Origin of the sequence: Methylobacter tundripaludum SV96, from assembly GCF_000190755.2 — a bacterium.
Classification (GTDB): Bacteria; Pseudomonadota; Gammaproteobacteria; order Methylococcales; family Methylomonadaceae; genus Methylobacter_A; species Methylobacter_A tundripaludum.
In genome coordinates this window covers 882,904-897,276 of record NZ_JH109152.1, presented here as the reverse complement: position 1 = coordinate 897,276, position 14,373 = coordinate 882,904, and the positions used below count along the sequence as shown (strand labels likewise).

Annotated in this window: 12 protein-coding genes; 4 read left to right on the top strand and 8 right to left on the bottom strand. The window is 48.5% G+C overall.

Annotated features, from left to right (window positions below; all coding sequences use genetic code 11):
- Nucleotides 1–3: 3 nt before the first annotated feature.
- From METTU_RS04055 to METTU_RS04045, 3 genes are all read right to left on the bottom strand, one after another.
- Complete coding sequence (locus METTU_RS04055) at nt 4–2,034, bottom strand: translocation/assembly module TamB domain-containing protein (protein ID WP_150107803.1); 2,031 nt, start codon at nt 2,032–2,034, stop codon at nt 4–6.
- 369 nt (nt 2,035–2,403) lie between these two features.
- Nucleotides 2,404–3,294, bottom strand: coding sequence for a cysteine synthase CysM (gene cysM / locus METTU_RS04050; RefSeq protein WP_040580011.1), 891 nt, complete (start codon nt 3,292–3,294; stop codon nt 2,404–2,406).
- A gap of 66 nt (nt 3,295–3,360) precedes the next feature.
- Nucleotides 3,361–4,047 (bottom strand): histidinol-phosphatase, encoded by a 687-nt coding sequence (locus tag METTU_RS04045; protein ID WP_006890025.1) that lies wholly within the window; start codon nt 4,045–4,047, stop codon nt 3,361–3,363.
- A 162-nt stretch (nt 4,048–4,209) separates the two neighbouring features.
- On the opposite strand from METTU_RS04045, the gene METTU_RS04040 reads away from it, so the two are divergent.
- Complete coding sequence (locus METTU_RS04040; protein ID WP_006890024.1) at nt 4,210–4,758, top strand: RNA pyrophosphohydrolase; 549 nt, start codon at nt 4,210–4,212, stop codon at nt 4,756–4,758.
- 99 nt (nt 4,759–4,857) lie between these two features.
- Entirely contained in the window at nt 4,858–4,986 is a 129-nt protein-coding gene (locus METTU_RS24790; RefSeq protein WP_302050573.1) for a hypothetical protein, read from the top strand.
- Between the two features lie 469 nt (nt 4,987–5,455).
- Here METTU_RS24790 and METTU_RS04035 read toward each other — a convergent pair whose 3' ends face one another.
- Both METTU_RS04035 and METTU_RS04030 read right to left on the bottom strand, forming a co-directional pair.
- On the bottom strand, nt 5,456–5,824 hold the full coding sequence (locus METTU_RS04035; protein WP_006890023.1) for a hypothetical protein: 369 nt from the start codon (nt 5,822–5,824) through the stop codon (nt 5,456–5,458).
- A gap of 473 nt (nt 5,825–6,297) precedes the next feature.
- Nucleotides 6,298–6,498, bottom strand: a complete 201-nt coding sequence (locus tag METTU_RS04030; RefSeq protein ID WP_006890022.1) for a hypothetical protein — start codon at nt 6,496–6,498, stop codon at nt 6,298–6,300.
- A gap of 68 nt (nt 6,499–6,566) precedes the next feature.
- On the opposite strand from METTU_RS04030, the gene METTU_RS04025 reads away from it, so the two are divergent.
- Entirely contained in the window at nt 6,567–7,010 is a 444-nt protein-coding gene (locus METTU_RS04025) for a helix-turn-helix domain-containing protein (protein WP_040579597.1), read from the top strand.
- 213 nt (nt 7,011–7,223) lie between these two features.
- Nucleotides 7,224–7,544, top strand: coding sequence for a coiled-coil domain-containing protein (locus METTU_RS04020; RefSeq protein ID WP_006890020.1), 321 nt, complete (start codon nt 7,224–7,226; stop codon nt 7,542–7,544).
- Nucleotides 7,545–7,898: 354 nt separating this feature from the next.
- Here METTU_RS04020 and METTU_RS04015 read toward each other — a convergent pair whose 3' ends face one another.
- From METTU_RS04015 to smc, 3 genes are all read right to left on the bottom strand, one after another.
- Nucleotides 7,899–9,863, bottom strand: a complete 1,965-nt coding sequence (locus METTU_RS04015; protein ID WP_006890019.1) for a helix-hairpin-helix domain-containing protein — start codon at nt 9,861–9,863, stop codon at nt 7,899–7,901.
- Between the two features lie 150 nt (nt 9,864–10,013).
- Entirely contained in the window at nt 10,014–10,718 is a 705-nt protein-coding gene (locus tag METTU_RS04010) for a cell division protein ZipA C-terminal FtsZ-binding domain-containing protein (protein WP_006890018.1), read from the bottom strand.
- Nucleotides 10,718–14,308, bottom strand: a complete 3,591-nt coding sequence (smc, locus tag METTU_RS04005) for a chromosome segregation protein SMC (RefSeq protein ID WP_006890017.1) — start codon at nt 14,306–14,308, stop codon at nt 10,718–10,720. Before smc ends, METTU_RS04010 begins: the two co-directional genes overlap by 1 nt.
- Nucleotides 14,309–14,373 lie beyond the last annotated feature (65 nt).

Below are 14,373 nucleotides of genomic sequence, written 5' to 3'. Positions count from 1 at the left end.
CATTTATTCAACAATCACTTCATCCGATGTCGAAATACGCTTCAATCGATCCATCAACACATTCCAGTCAACGCGGGGGTTATAGCCGATCACATCAATCCGTGGTAGGCCGCCGCCGGTAATAATGGCATAGCCGGATTCTCTAGCCTCTACGCCCATCAATTGACACACGCCGTCATGCAAGTAACAACCCAGACCCAGCTTGTCGTAGCCAAAGGTTTCAAAAAAACGTAAAAAACTTTTGGACAGTAGATCAGCTGCACCACCGCCACCAATGTTGGCGATGTTTTGTACCGCTTTTTGACTGATCCTGTGCCGCGAATCATCGTTTTCCGGCGTGCCCAGCCACGCGAAAAAAGTGACCGGATGCCAGTTTTCCATGTACAACTGTCGGACATAACCCGATAACTTGCCGGTGATGCCGCCGAATTTAAACTTGCCGGTTAACTGATCCAGATCCAGGTTTTCGATTTCCAGATCGCTGTGAAATTTGGGGAAATCGGTAAATAATCCCGAAGAGGCAAGATTGCTGATTTTAACTTCACCGTCGAAAACCTTGACGATCAGTTCGCCGCCCAGACTCAGGGTTTTGTTGCTGTACTCGACGCGGGGAATATGACCGCTGATGGTGCCGGATAACGGTGTCCAGTTTAGGACCAGAGACAGTTGCTCAAGCGACACATTACTGACATCGCCTTCAAAGGACAGCTCGGGGTCTTGCTGCTTTTTGGCCTGCCAGTTGAATTGGTTGATAGCGATTGCGCCGCCCAAAAAAGGCAGTTGGGTCTTTTTTAACAGCCGGATGCTGTCAGCTCTGCTCAGCAGTGAAAGCTCGGCAGGACCTATGGGCACGGCGCGCACCTGCAATTGCCGCCAGGCAAATTTCGACGGCAGGCTAAAGGTTTCATCGTTCGCCCAGTTGAGCTGACCTACGCCGCCCTGAATTTCGCCGCGCCCGGCTGCATCTTTAACATCAAGATTATTAAAGCTTGCCGCCAACGCGGTTAAGAATTGGTCGTTAATAGAAAAATCGGCTTTTAAATGGCCTGCGAGCGTAACGCCTTGCAATACGGTCTGCTCAAAAAACGGTTTCAGGTAGATTGCAGACAAGTCCTGCAAATTGTCACTGTTCAACGAAAGTTGAGCTTTTTCAAGGCTTGCGCCATCCTTGTATTGAACGGTTGCACTGCCGCTTAATTCTCCGACTTTTGAATGCCGGTAACTTGCAGACTTTATTTCGACTCGTTTGTCTGATGCGTTCCAGTCGCCTTGTGCATCCAAAATGATATTTTGCCCGGCCGCTTCCAGGTACAAAGGCTCCGCATACAACGCGCCGCCGTTAATTTCGATATGACTTTGCCATTGCCACAAGCCGTTATTGTGTTGGGCGTTCAGGGTTGATTCCAGTACTAATGCCTCGGTAGCCAACCGCCCGTCTTTGGTCTGGCCGGTCAGGCCGTTAAGCCCGGCGGTTAAGGTAAATTCATTAACCCGCGCATAACTGCCGGACGCATTTAACTTAACATTGATTTTGCCGCCTTTCAGTTTGAACCGATCCTGCGGCAATAGCTGTTGAATCGACTTGCCATCCACCGCTTTGGCGTCGATCTGTAACTGCCATAGCTCGCCCTGCTCTTCGCCGTCAATCGCAATGATTCCACCGGCCAGATGTAAAGCGGTTAATTTGAATGAGCTGCGCTTTTCCGTGACATGAAAAGAAAAATTGGCGGTTGGCGATTGCCATTGCTTTGAACGCATCTCCGCCCTGCCCTGTTCGCACATCAGCTCCTTGTTTTGCCAAGTGAAAGCAGTGCAGCGGATATTGACCAGATTGAGGTCGTTGAAAGGTTTGGGCAGGCTTAACTTTGCGATCGTTAAGGCCAGTTTTTGCGGGTTTTGCGACAGGTCGGTCAAGGCGATATTGACGCCTTCCAGCTTCCATTGGCTTCCTGCAATGGTTCCTACATTAAGCGATACGTTATCCAATGCATGGGCGGTGGGTGTTGTTAAAGTAACGATGATGACCAAGATCATCACTGCAAAACGCGCCCACATTATCTAGGCTCAAGACGACGCTGGAGCGTCAAATACTGCATTCCCACGCAGGAGCGCTCATCGTGATACACAAGTGTCTGCGAAACACCGTCACTACTCCTCGTTCCCACGCGCTGCGTGGGAATGCTGTGCCGGACGCGCTGCGTCCCGTATACGCAAGACGCTGTTCGTAACTCGCGGCGCAGCGCGCCTTGACTGCATTCCCACGCAGCGCGTGGGAACGAGGGCATTCCTACCTGTATGACGACTTTCGGGCGGAGTTGTGTATAACGATGAGCCCCGGAGCTTGGGAACGATAATAAGGACGACCGGTTGGTCGTCCCTACAAACCCTTCAACAGGGCTTTCATTAGCCAGGAAAAACACCCGTAGATAAATACCGGTCACCCCGGTCGCAGATAATGACCACAATCACCGCATTTTCAACTTCTTCAGACAATTTCAAGGCAGCATGAACAGCGCCGCCGGATGAAATACCGGCAAAAATACCCTCTTGGGCCGCCAAAGCGCGGGTGACGTTTTCAGCTGAAATTTGGTCAACATCGATAATCCGGTCAACCCGATCAGCCATGTAGATCTTCGGCAAATATTCCTGGGGCCAGCGCCTGATGCCGGGGATTTTAGACTCGCCTTCCGGCTGTACGCCAATCACCTGAATATCGCTGTTTTGTTCCTTCAGGAATTTTGACGTGCCCATAATCGTACCGGTCGTACCCATGGAGCTGACAAAATGGGTTACTTTGCCCTGCGTATCGCGCCAGATTTCAGGCCCGGTGCCTTCATAATGCGCACGCGGATTGTCGGGATTGGAAAACTGATCCAGCACCTTGCCCTTGCCTGCTGCTTCCATTTCCCTGGATAAATCAATCGCCGCCTCCATGCTGCCTGCGGCAGGCGTCAGGATGATCTCGGCGCCGTAAGCTTTCATCGAAGCCCGGCGTTCTTCGCTCATGTTATCCGGCATGATCAAGGTCATTTTATAACCCTTGATCGCCGCCGCCATCGCCAGGGCAATGCCGGTGTTACCGCTGGTCGCTTCAATCAGCCGGTCGCCGGGCTTAATCTCGCCTCTTTCCTCGGCATGTTTAATCATACTGAGCGCCGGACGGTCTTTTACCGAACCGGCCGGATTATTGCCTTCCAGCTTAACCAGGATAGTGTTGCCGGTATTGCCGGGTAAGCGTTGCAGTCTGACAAGAGGTGTATTGCCGACAAAAGATTCTATGGTTGGGAAAGTCATAATCGTCATTGTGGTACCAGGCAGTAATTTAGGAACGGGCAACACACATCTATGTTGCCGTGTTTTCTATTTATGAAAATGATGCGTCGGACATTGGCCGTTTCTCAGGCTGATGACCGGCCAGTTGGCGGCGTCGGCGAATTCGGTCAGCTTTTCGTCTGGATCGACAGCGACCGGATGGTCTACCAGCTTGAGCAGCGGCAAATCATTGTGGGAATCGCTGTAAAACCAGCTACCTTGCATGGTTTCGGTTGAGCCCTTTAACCAGTCTTCCAGCAACCTAACTTTGCCTTCCTGAAAACAAGGGATGCCGTTAAAGCCGCCGGTATATCGGCCATCGATAAATTCCGGCGTGGTCGCCAGTAAATTTTCAATGCCGTACAGCTGGACTATCGGCTCGGTAACAAAGCGGTTGGTTGCGGTAATGACCAGCAAGGTATCGCCCCGGTCTCTATGTTTGGCGATCAGCTGCTGCGCAGGTTTTAACAACAGCGGTTTGATGGCTTCTTCTATAAATTGCGCCCGCCACTGATAAAGTTGATCGGGGTCGTTGTCCGCCAAAGGTTGTAGTGAAAAGCGGAGAAACTCGACAATATCCAGAGTGCCGTGTTTATAGTCATCGTAGAATTTGGCGTTGGCGCTTTCATAGTAACTTTTATCAACGATGCCCTGGTCTACAAGAAACTGTCCCCATAAATAGTCGCTGTCATCGGCAATCAGCGTGTTATCCAAATCAAAAATCGCTAAGCTCACGGTTAATCCTGTCTTGAGTAATTAAAAAGAGCTGTGCGCTATGGCATCTGCACTTTATTTATGGAACAATGCTGTCATTAATTTAAATTACTGACCTCTCTTTAATAATTTTACCATCAGCAAGATTAAAGAACTAGGAAAGGTAAAAACACAGGTTTTAACATGATTGACTCTAAAGGATACCGGCCCAATGTCGGGATCATCCTTTGCAATGACGAGGGTCGCGTGTTTTGGGCAAAACGAATGGGTGTAAACTCATGGCAATTCCCGCAAGGCGGGATAAATCCGAATGAAGACCCAGAAGCGGCGATGTATCGAGAGTTGTGCGAAGAAACGGGACTGCAACAGCAGCATGTCCAGGTGCTTGGGCGTACCCGCTATTGGCTGAGATACCAGCTGCCCGAGCGCTATATACGCAAGAATTCCCTCCCGTTATGCATAGGCCAAAAGCAAATCTGGTATATGTTGCGCTTGATTACGCATGAATCCAATGTGCGTTTTGATCAGTGCGCCAAACCGGAATTTGACGACTGGCGCTGGGTGGATTACTGGGAACCCCTTAAAGACGTGGTGTATTTTAAGCGCAAGGTTTATCTCAAAGCGATGAGCGAGTTAGGTGCTATTTTGACCGCCGATACTATCCCGGTTAATGCCTCAGGGTATTTGGCCAAGGAAATTGAAAAGGCAAAAGACAAAAGGCGTAAAAAGTAAGAACGCCCCCCTTCCCACGGTGTCATAAACAAGCCGTGGGAAGATCACTCCACTGCCGTTTAAATACGGCAACTCCAATATCCATGCTTTTTCCCCAGCTTGTCTTTGCTGCTGGAATTCGGCCTGCCCGCACTCGAAGTGCCGGTTATTGCAAAATCCTACTATTTAAAGGATGCCATTGATAAAAACGGACAGTTGGTTTTATTGTCTGCGAAGCAAGGTCGTTGAAATCCGGCATTGTTATCTTTAACCACCGTACGGTTTTCAAACGAAGTGTTCTATAAATATTTGCAGGAAAACAGCGTGACCTGCATCTTGCGTGGCGGCATACGATCTTCGCCCCATTTTTATGGCACGCTTGAGTTGATTGCATTGTTGTAGATACCAGTGATGTAAACCGATTCATCTCCGAAGCGCAATCATCTTAAAAAAATCCGTCGTTATATCTAACTACAGGAATGCCGGGCATAAAAACATACGCGGCCTACGCGGCTGAGAGCGTCAATTTGCTCAGCTCGGATGCTTAGAGGCGATAGCCCACTCATACACATTAATGATGTATTGCCAACAGGCAAGCAAAGCTTGCACTCCTGGAATACGACAAACATTAATGAGACGTCCAGAAACATATTTTTAGACGCCGATATTTATGAAAAAACCTGCCATGGTTAGCTTAACCAAAACACCACCCAATCAATCACCCATGTAATGTATTTCGCGTTGCACTACCCATCAGCGCTGACGCCATAAACAAACTTAATGGCATTACAAACCGCTTTTGGCTGGGCTGGCAAATAACCGCCACTTGATCGGCAGTACAATTATCTACATCGATGCGCCATTTGATGTCGGACGAAGATTCGCACTGATTAACCATATTAATGACCAAATTCTTAAGCTGATCATAGGTGAAAAAATCGTCTTCAAATTCAGATAGCCCAATCGTACACAAGTCAATAAAGCGGCTGCGCTGCTTGAGTAGATGATCATTGTTTTTATAAATATAAGTTTCAATCGCACCCAGTATTTGGGCCATTTTTTTAATTATTCCAAATTGATCCGACATGGTTCTATCCTCTATTGACGTTGAATATGTGCCAGCCGAACAACTGGTACATGGGCGATGATCTAACAGATCGTTTTATCAAAACAATTACAAGAGACCGTTCGGTCTGAGCTTGGCGAAGGCTGGTAAAACGATCGACTGGATATGTGTTGCATAGTATTGGCCAGTATTATTTCTACAAGCCCTCATGTTGCAAGCTATTAATACGATCCCTCAGAAGCTGCGTACACTGAATCTACGAAAAATACTCTCTCTTATATTTTGGCGATAATCCGTAGAAACCCTGAAAAGGCGTACGACAATTTCTATGTTGCAGTCTATACCTAAGGTTTTCAGTAAACGGCCCTTATCAATAATCTTGATGTTAATTCGCTGCATTTTGAATTAAAACACGTATTTTAACGAGATGAGTTATTAGCGATAATTCAAAACCATTTCTCAGGGAATCGCTAATCAACTAGCGATACGATTAGTTATTCCTGAACGATTTGATTATTCCGTATATCCAAGTTGTACATGGCTTTAAGCCCGGCATTGAAAATATTGCGGTACATGGTGCTTGGGAGCAGGTTGTTTTCGGCAGCTTTTGCATCAACAAAAGCCTTAACTTCAGCACTGTGGCGCAAATTCATCACGACCTTTTTATTTCCTGCCGAGATTGATTCTATCTGCATGATGATTCCTTGTATAATAAAAGAAAACTTATGAGACAAAAGAAAACTTATGAATCAAAAGAAACTTTATGAATACGATAACACGTAAAATAGGGAGATCAAAAAATAAAACTCCTGAAATTACGAGATTTCTTCTGGTTATGGACACACTCGGCTTAAAAGCCGCTGATATTGCAAGTAAAACAAAAATATCAGAACGGACAATTACTAATTTTATTTGGAACGATACGCCGATTGGTGCGCAGTTATTGCGGGAGTTGCACGCTAAATATGGGATTTCAATCGATTGGCTGTTGTCAGGATCGGGATCTATGCTGTTGGGCCAAACAAATGAGCCTGCGGGCACCTATGATGTCACGCCCAGCAGTGATCTCCGTGTCCAGCGCATGTGTACGCTTGTCCAAGAACTTATGAGTTCAGCCTCGCCTGACGAGCAGGCATTACTGGAGACACACTTCAAATTCTCCATGCGTCAATATCAGCAAATGTTATCGACGACGAATCAAGAATAGAACGTGGATTTTCGGGTAATTTCATTCAATTCCCGAGTCATCCGGGGCTGTCATTGATGCCGTTACGTCCTGTTTGTTGACCGCACAATCCCAAACTTTATCCCTGCCGGACGGGATATATTGCCTCATCAGATATGCTTTGCGGAGATTTCGTCACATTGCCTTTAGCCTATCCTATCGTGCTAAACTAGCAAAAAAACACCAGGAGCATCTATGTCGACCATCACATTCGATACCCACGAGTTTATCAAGGAACTGAAAAATGCAGGGTTCAGCGAAGAGCAGGCTGAAATTATTACCAAGCTCCAAAAAACGGCGGTAGCGTCGACACTTGAGCAAGCGCGGCATGATTATGATCTTGATAACCTGGTCACCAATCAATCGCTTGATAGCCGGTTCAGGGAGTCTGAATTAAAAAGCGAAGTCAAACTGGCAGAAACTAAAAGCGAACTTATTCGCTGGATTATCAGCGTTGGTCTATTACAAACAGCGCTGATTACGGCGTTGTTGATTAAATTGAGCGCAGTTGTTTAATTAATTTTTTGATCCAGGCGTTATTGGAGATAGTTCATCGATCTTATAGGCGCAATAGCGGTAGCGTATTACGCCATTTTCAAACCAACATGCGGTTGCAATACGACTAACGCCTATTGCAACCTACGAATTGCGGCTTACCGCGTTGGGATTGGTCGGGTTGCCGTAGAACCGTAGCAATTGCGGTGGATTGCCTACAAATAATCAACCTTACAGCGTTTAGCTTGGACATCATAAAAACGTTAGAAACGGGGACTGCAAACCTCGTCCCGCTTAGGAGCGACAGCGAAAAAAGCGTTTCCGGCCAGCAACCAAGCTACCAGAAACACCACATCGTGCTACGCTTTGGCGGTCTTACTCAGACCTACCCAGCAACGCCAAATAATCCTCTTCACTAATAACCCGCACACCCTTTTCCGTGGCGGCAGCGATTTTTGCCGCGCCCACATCGGAACCGGTAACCAGAAAATCGGTTTTTCCGGTGACTGAACTGCCCACCTTTGCACCCAAGCGTTTGGCTTCCTTACTCATGTCATCACGTTTACCGTGGATCATGGCGCCGGTAAAGACGATGGTCTTGCCGGAAATCGGGCTGATGTTTTGCTGCTGCTCGGCGATTAACGGCGTTTGGATTAAATTAAAACCCAGCTGGTGGATTTGCATGAAATCGGTTTTTATTTTTGCCAGGCATTCAACCACGGCGGCACTGGTTTTCTCGGCAAAGCCTTCGATATTAATCACGTCTTCAACGGTCAGCTTAAAAATATCCATCAGGTGATGGTGTTGCAGCAGGCGTTCGCAATTGCCCAGTCCCATTCTATGTATGCCGAAAGCGCCCAGGAACCGCCAGTCTTCTATGGATTCGGAACGGCTGCGCTGCAGTTGATCCATCAGGTTTTGCGCGGTTTTGTCGCCAAAACCCATGTCTTGCAATTGCTCCATATCCAGCTGATAAACGGCATAAACCGAGTTGATGCCGCAAGCGTGGAGTTTTTCTACGGTTTTTTGCCCGAAACCGTCGACATTTGCCAGGGTTCTGAAAAAATGCTCGATGGTGTTTTCAATTTGCGCGGGGCATTTCGTGGTGTTCAGGCAATAAAGGTAATCGCTGTCCCAAACCAGTTCGCTGCCGCAACTGGGGCAATGTTCGGGAATTTGCGGTTCTTTTGGGATAATGACCCGCTCGATTTTGGGTATCACCAAGCCTGAACGCGTTAACTCGATCAGTGTGCCGACGCCGATACCCAGCTCCTTGACCATGCCGTAATGATGCGCCGTCGCCCTCGAAATCACCGCACCGCTGAGTTTGGTAGGCGTTAGCTCTGCAACCGGATTAACCCGGCCGGAACGGGAGGTTTGCGGGGTGACTTTAATCACGATCACTTCGGCGGTTTCGACATTGCTTTTATAGGCGATCTGCCAGCGGTGGTGGTGCCGCGTTGCGCCCAGATATTTTTTTATCTGTTCATTGCCGACCAACTCGAAAACGACGCCGTCCACGTCGTAATCGACCAATGAGTACACTTTTTCGATAACCTGATCGAAATCGGCCAGCACTTCGGCGGCCGTGCCTTTCCAATCAGGCAGCTGTGAGAATGGAAAAAAAACTGCAGCATGGTTTTGGATGGCTTCCAAAGCATGTTGTTCCAGGTCTTTTTCTTTGATGATGCTGGCCTGGAAGTTTCGGGAGTTTTCAAAATAATCGGCCAGATGATTGTTGAAATAAGTCTGACTGACCACGATTTCGCCTGCGCCCTGTCCTCTTTTGCCGTTGCCGCCGACTTTCAAGCCGCGCTCGAAAACCCGACTAATATCAGTGCCTTTTCGGCCATCGCCGCGCGTGTACAGCAGTTTTCCGTCGTCGTAAGCCGCATAGCCGTCCAGCTTGGGGGTGGCGCGGATCATCAGCGTGGAAAAATCCACATCACAATCATCGGCGGCTTTTTCCAGACGGGACAGCCATTTTTCGATGCCGCTTTGGCTATAGGTTTTTTCGGTCGAGAGCATAGGCTCCGGCAGAGTGACGGTCTTGCCGACAGCGACGACTTCCGGTTCGACGGTCTCTAAATAGGGATGGTGCGGATGGCGTTTTTGCAATTCCGCCAGGAAAACAAAGTCGTAATCCGCATCGGAAATAAATGGTTCGCCGCCTCGATACAGCGCGTTGCAAACTTGCAAAAACTCAAGCAGCTGCTCATTGGTCAGTTCTTTAGGACTGGCCTGTTTTGCGATTTGAGCGATTAGCTCAGGGGATAAATGGGTTGATTCAATGTCAGCTTCCTTAAGAAGCTCTATCTGCGTTTTGCTGAGGGATGGCATTTAGATAGTCTAGGCAGGAAAACCACTTTTTGATTTGATTTTTTACATCCATGTATTCTGGATTCCGGCAATCCCTGCCGGAATGACGACAATATAATCTGGGTGATACCTATAAGCTTTAACGCAACCCAATCTACGAGGTCATTAAAATCACAAACTCTGCCGAATGGATTGCACAGTCGCGTCGGTCAACGGCTGTCTTCTATGATCAAGCACTACACCGTCCAATTTCTCGGCCAGCAGGTTGATTGTTTCTATATAGTCGTCAAAAACGGCCGGTGCATCATCCAATGCTTCGGGCTGCATAAAAAACACGATGCCGGGGCAGTAAAAGTTTTCTAAATCCTTATCCGGAAACGTGCCCGGCTCTACAATACAGGCCACGCCAAAATCGACCAGCCGGTTAGCGTCCAAGCGCTCGAATATTTTCAAACTGCCGTATTCAAGCCCGACCATTTTAAAAGCTTCAACCAAATCAGCGCCGTTAAAATCTTCGTCCGCCTTGGTGATAATGCTGAACTGAATAATCGCCGGTGCGGCGGCGCGTGGCGGCGGCTCTACGTCGTCATCCTGTTCATAGTAATCTTCGTCTTCGTTTTCATCATAATATCGGTCCGCTTTGTCATGGGCCTGATGACCGCCGACATTACCTTTAGCCGCTCCCAGCGGGATAATATCAAAGTCGTCCTCTGTGTCAACGGAGGTATCCGCCGCCAATGATTCATCCGAATCGTCATCGTAAAATTCCAGGTCTTCCCGTGCTTTTTTATCTTTTATATAAGCCCAGACCAACATACCGATAACTACAACCATACCGGTCGCAATAATTACAATTCTTAATATTTCTTTATCCATTAGATTTCCGCCAGACTCACTGCTTCTTCAATATCAACTGCGACCATCCGGGACACGCCCGGCTCTTTCATAGTAACACCTGCCAGCTGTTTTGCAATTTCCATTGTCACTTTGTTGTGGGAAATATACAAAAACTGCACAGATGCAGACATCTCTTCAACCATTTTTGAAAACCGCCCAACGTTAGCATCATCCAGCGGCGCATCGACTTCGTCCAGCAAACAAAAAGGCGCCGGATTAAGTTCGAAAATCGAGAACACCAAGGCGACCGCCGTTAATGCTTTCTCTCCACCCGACAACAAATGAATGGAGCTATTCTTCTTACCGGGAGGTCTGGCAATAATGTTTACGCCCGATTCCAGCTCGTCTTGTTCAGTCAATTCCAGATAAGCATGGCCGCCCCCGAATAATTTCGGGAACTTTTCCTGCAAACCGGTGTTTATTTTATCGAATGTTTCTTTAAAGCGCAGCCGACTTTCTTTATCGATCTTGCTGATCGCCTGATCCAGAGTCTGCAACGCCTCTATTAAATCGGCATGTTGCTCGTTAAGAAAATTCATCCGCTCGGACTGCGCCTTGTATTCCTCAATGGCGGTCAGGTTTATGGTACCTAATCTTTCGATTTGAGCCAATAAGTCGTCGACCGTTCTTTTCCAGCTGTTTTCTTCCGCCTGTTCCGGCAAGCTTTGCAATACCTGCTCGACATCCGCATCGATTTCTTTAAGCTGCTCGTTGACGGTTTGCTGGCGCACTTTGCTTTCCTGCAATTCAAAACGAATCGTATCCAGCGCTTCTTTTTGCTTTTCCAAGGCTCGCTGCACCCGGATGTGTTCCTCGGATAAGCGGGTTATTTCCGCTTCGAGGTCTTCCTGAAGCCGGCGTTGTTTCTTCAAACGCGTCTCTAGTTGTTCCTTGTCCACAACCATCTGCTCCAGCTGCTTTTTTTCCTCGTCCATCGGGGTCAGCGTTTGGTGCAGATTAAGCTCCAGATCGGCAATGCGTTCGACCGATTGTTGATGTTGCAGCCGCAAACGCTCCAGCTGTTTACCCGTTAAGGTTTCGGAAGAACGTAACGATTCAATTTGCGCCTTGATGCTGTAAACCTGCTGTCTGGCTTCATTGGCGGATTGGTCGACACGCTGTTGCTCGGATTGCAGCTCCTGATTTAACGCCTCCAGACTGTGCTTGTTTTGCTCTTGCTGTTCCATGCTCTGCTCGGCCTGTTCCAACAACAACTGGTATTCGGCGATAGTCTCGGCATTATCGGCGGTCTCGCGGCTTAACTCATCAATATCGTTACAGACCTGCTCCAGACGGCGTTGCTGATGTTCCAGCCGGGCCGAATGCGCACTGAATTCGGCGCTTTTTACCGACAGCTCACTTCCCAGGCTATTATCCTGTTGCTGAATCGATTCGCGCGTGACTTCCGCATCTTTCAAGCCGGTTTCGGCAGTTTCCAACTGGTCTTCAAACGCTTCGATTTCGATATGCAGCTCTTCCTGACGCTGCTTTAACAGGCGCAATTCTTTTTCGCGCTGCAACACGCCGGTTTTACTGTCTTTGGCGCGGATTATTTTTATCCAGCCGGAACCGAACCAGGTGCCGTCGGGGGTAATTACCGATTCATGCGGTTTTAATTGGGAGGATAAAGTTCTTGCCGTTTCGGCATCATCGACGCAGTAAACACCGGACAGTAGGTTGCTTAAATCCCACGGCGCTTTTACCTTATCCAGCAAAACCGCCCCTTCTCCCTCAGGGAGAAGGCTGGGATGAGGGGATCTAAATAAACTTTTTTCCTGCTGATTTCCCCTCACCCAACCCTCTCCCTCTGGAGAGGGCTTTGCACCGGCTAAGTCTCCAGTTTCAACCAACATTAACGACTCGTCGGTCAAACGCTGCAAGCCCGGAATAATCTGGTCGGCGCTTTCTATGCAAATCGCCTCAAGGTAACTGCCCAACACCGTTTCAACCGCCGTATCCCAGCCAGCCTGCACGTCCAGAAACTCGGCAAGTCGCTGGTTTTCGACCAAATCCACGGACTCCAGCCATGCGCGCAGGTGTTTATTATCTTTACCCATCGCATGCTGCTGCAATAATTCCAGCGAGGTGATTTTGCCTTTGACGCTTTGCATTTCCGAGCGGTGCGTATGCAACCCGTCATGATACTGCTTGATCTGTTGCCGCTGCTCGCGTATCTGCTGATGCAAATCTTCAAGCTGCTGATGAAGATCGGCGCGCTGCGTTTCAATGATTTCGATGCCCGTATCCAGCGATTCAATCTCGCTTTGCAAGTCGCTGGACTCCAGCTCACTGCGCTCGCCGTGCAACTTATCCAGACGAACCTGCAACTGGCGATTCTGGTTTTCCAGCTGCACGGTTTTGACCCGCTGCACCTCGGCCTGTTCTTTATAGCTTGAACTGGTCGTGCGATAGGTTTCCCACTGCTCCTGCCACGCGCTTTTTTGCTGCTGGACTTCCTGCTGGTTATATAAAACGTCTTCCTGCCTTTCCTCGGCGACAATCAACGCTTCTTCCGCTTCAAACAAAGCGGCTTTAATTTCTTCCAGCTGCTGCACATCGGCTTCGAGTTCTGCTAACGACTGGTCGGCCTGCTGGCGCAAACGATTAATTTCGACGCTGGTTTGTTCGCGGCTGCTTTCGCTGTGCTTGATAGTCTGCTCAAGACCGCTGACTTCGGCGACGATCTGGTAATAATCGCCCTGAGAGCTATTGGTCTGCTGTTGCTGGGCTTTATGGTCGGCGCGTTTGGCTTCAATGCTGTTATCAATGTCGCGCAATTCTACAAACAAGCGGTTATGCTCGTGAGCCACTTCCTGCAATTTTGCATCCAGTTGTTTCGCGGCCTGATGATAGGTATTCCAACGCATCGCCAGCAACTCTAATCGATATTGGCGTTCCTGTTTTTTAAGCTCGGTATATTTTTCGGCTTTTTCGGCCTGTTTTTGCAGATGCTTGATTTGCTTTTCAACTTCGTCGCGCAGATCATCAAGCCGCTCCAGGTTCTCGCGGGTATGTTTCATCCGGGTTTCGGTTTCGCTGCGACGTTCCTTGTATTTGGACACGCCCGCCGCTTCCTCGATATGAACCCTTAACTCATCCGGCTTGGCTTCGACCATGCGGGAAATAGTGCCCTGCTCAATGATCGCATAACTTCTCGATCCCAGACCGGTGCCCAAAAATATGTCGGTGATGTCTTTACGGCGGCAACGCGAACCGTTCAGCATGAACACCGAGGTACCGTCGCGACTGACTTGACGCTTGATCGCAATGGTATCGTATTGCGAATATTCGCCGCCCAACTTGCTGTCGGTATTATTAAAAACCAGCTCGACCGAAGCCGTGCTGACCGGTTTGCGTCCCGACGAGCCGTTAAAAATCACATCAGCCATACTGCCGCCGCGCAAATGTTTGGCGGAACTTTCGCCCATCACCCAGCGCACAGCATCGATAATGTTGGATTTACCGCAACCGTTAGGCCCGACAATGGCGGTCAAATTACCGCTAATCGGTATGACCGTTGAATCAACAAAGGATTTAAAACCCGAAAGTTTGATTTTTTCAAGTTTCATAGTACTGGTATGAATATCCCAACAGTTGAATTAAAATAACTGACTATTATTAACGATAATTAGCC

What these genes read in the sequence shown, in the direction of transcription:
- METTU_RS04035 (WP_006890023.1), bottom strand. Translation starts at nt 5,824, where the DNA reads ATGTCGGATCAATTTGGAATAATTAAAAAAATGGCCCAAATACTGGGT.
- smc (WP_006890017.1), bottom strand. Translation starts at nt 14,308, where the DNA reads ATGAAACTTGAAAAAATCAAACTTTCGGGTTTTAAATCCTTTGTTGAT.
- METTU_RS04030 (WP_006890022.1), bottom strand. Translation starts at nt 6,498, where the DNA reads ATGCAGATAGAATCAATCTCGGCAGGAAATAAAAAGGTCGTGATGAAT.
- METTU_RS04020 (WP_006890020.1), top strand. Translation starts at nt 7,224, where the DNA reads ATGTCGACCATCACATTCGATACCCACGAGTTTATCAAGGAACTGAAA.
- METTU_RS04055 (WP_150107803.1), bottom strand. Translation starts at nt 2,034, where the DNA reads ATGATCTTGGTCATCATCGTTACTTTAACAACACCCACCGCCCATGCA.
- METTU_RS04010 (WP_006890018.1), bottom strand. Translation starts at nt 10,718, where the DNA reads ATGGATAAAGAAATATTAAGAATTGTAATTATTGCGACCGGTATGGTT.
- METTU_RS04040 (WP_006890024.1), top strand. Translation starts at nt 4,210, where the DNA reads ATGATTGACTCTAAAGGATACCGGCCCAATGTCGGGATCATCCTTTGC.
- METTU_RS04025 (WP_040579597.1), top strand. Translation starts at nt 6,567, where the DNA reads ATGAATACGATAACACGTAAAATAGGGAGATCAAAAAATAAAACTCCT.
- cysM (WP_040580011.1), bottom strand. Translation starts at nt 3,294, where the DNA reads ATGACTTTCCCAACCATAGAATCTTTTGTCGGCAATACACCTCTTGTC.
- METTU_RS04015 (WP_006890019.1), bottom strand. Translation starts at nt 9,863, where the DNA reads ATGCCATCCCTCAGCAAAACGCAGATAGAGCTTCTTAAGGAAGCTGAC.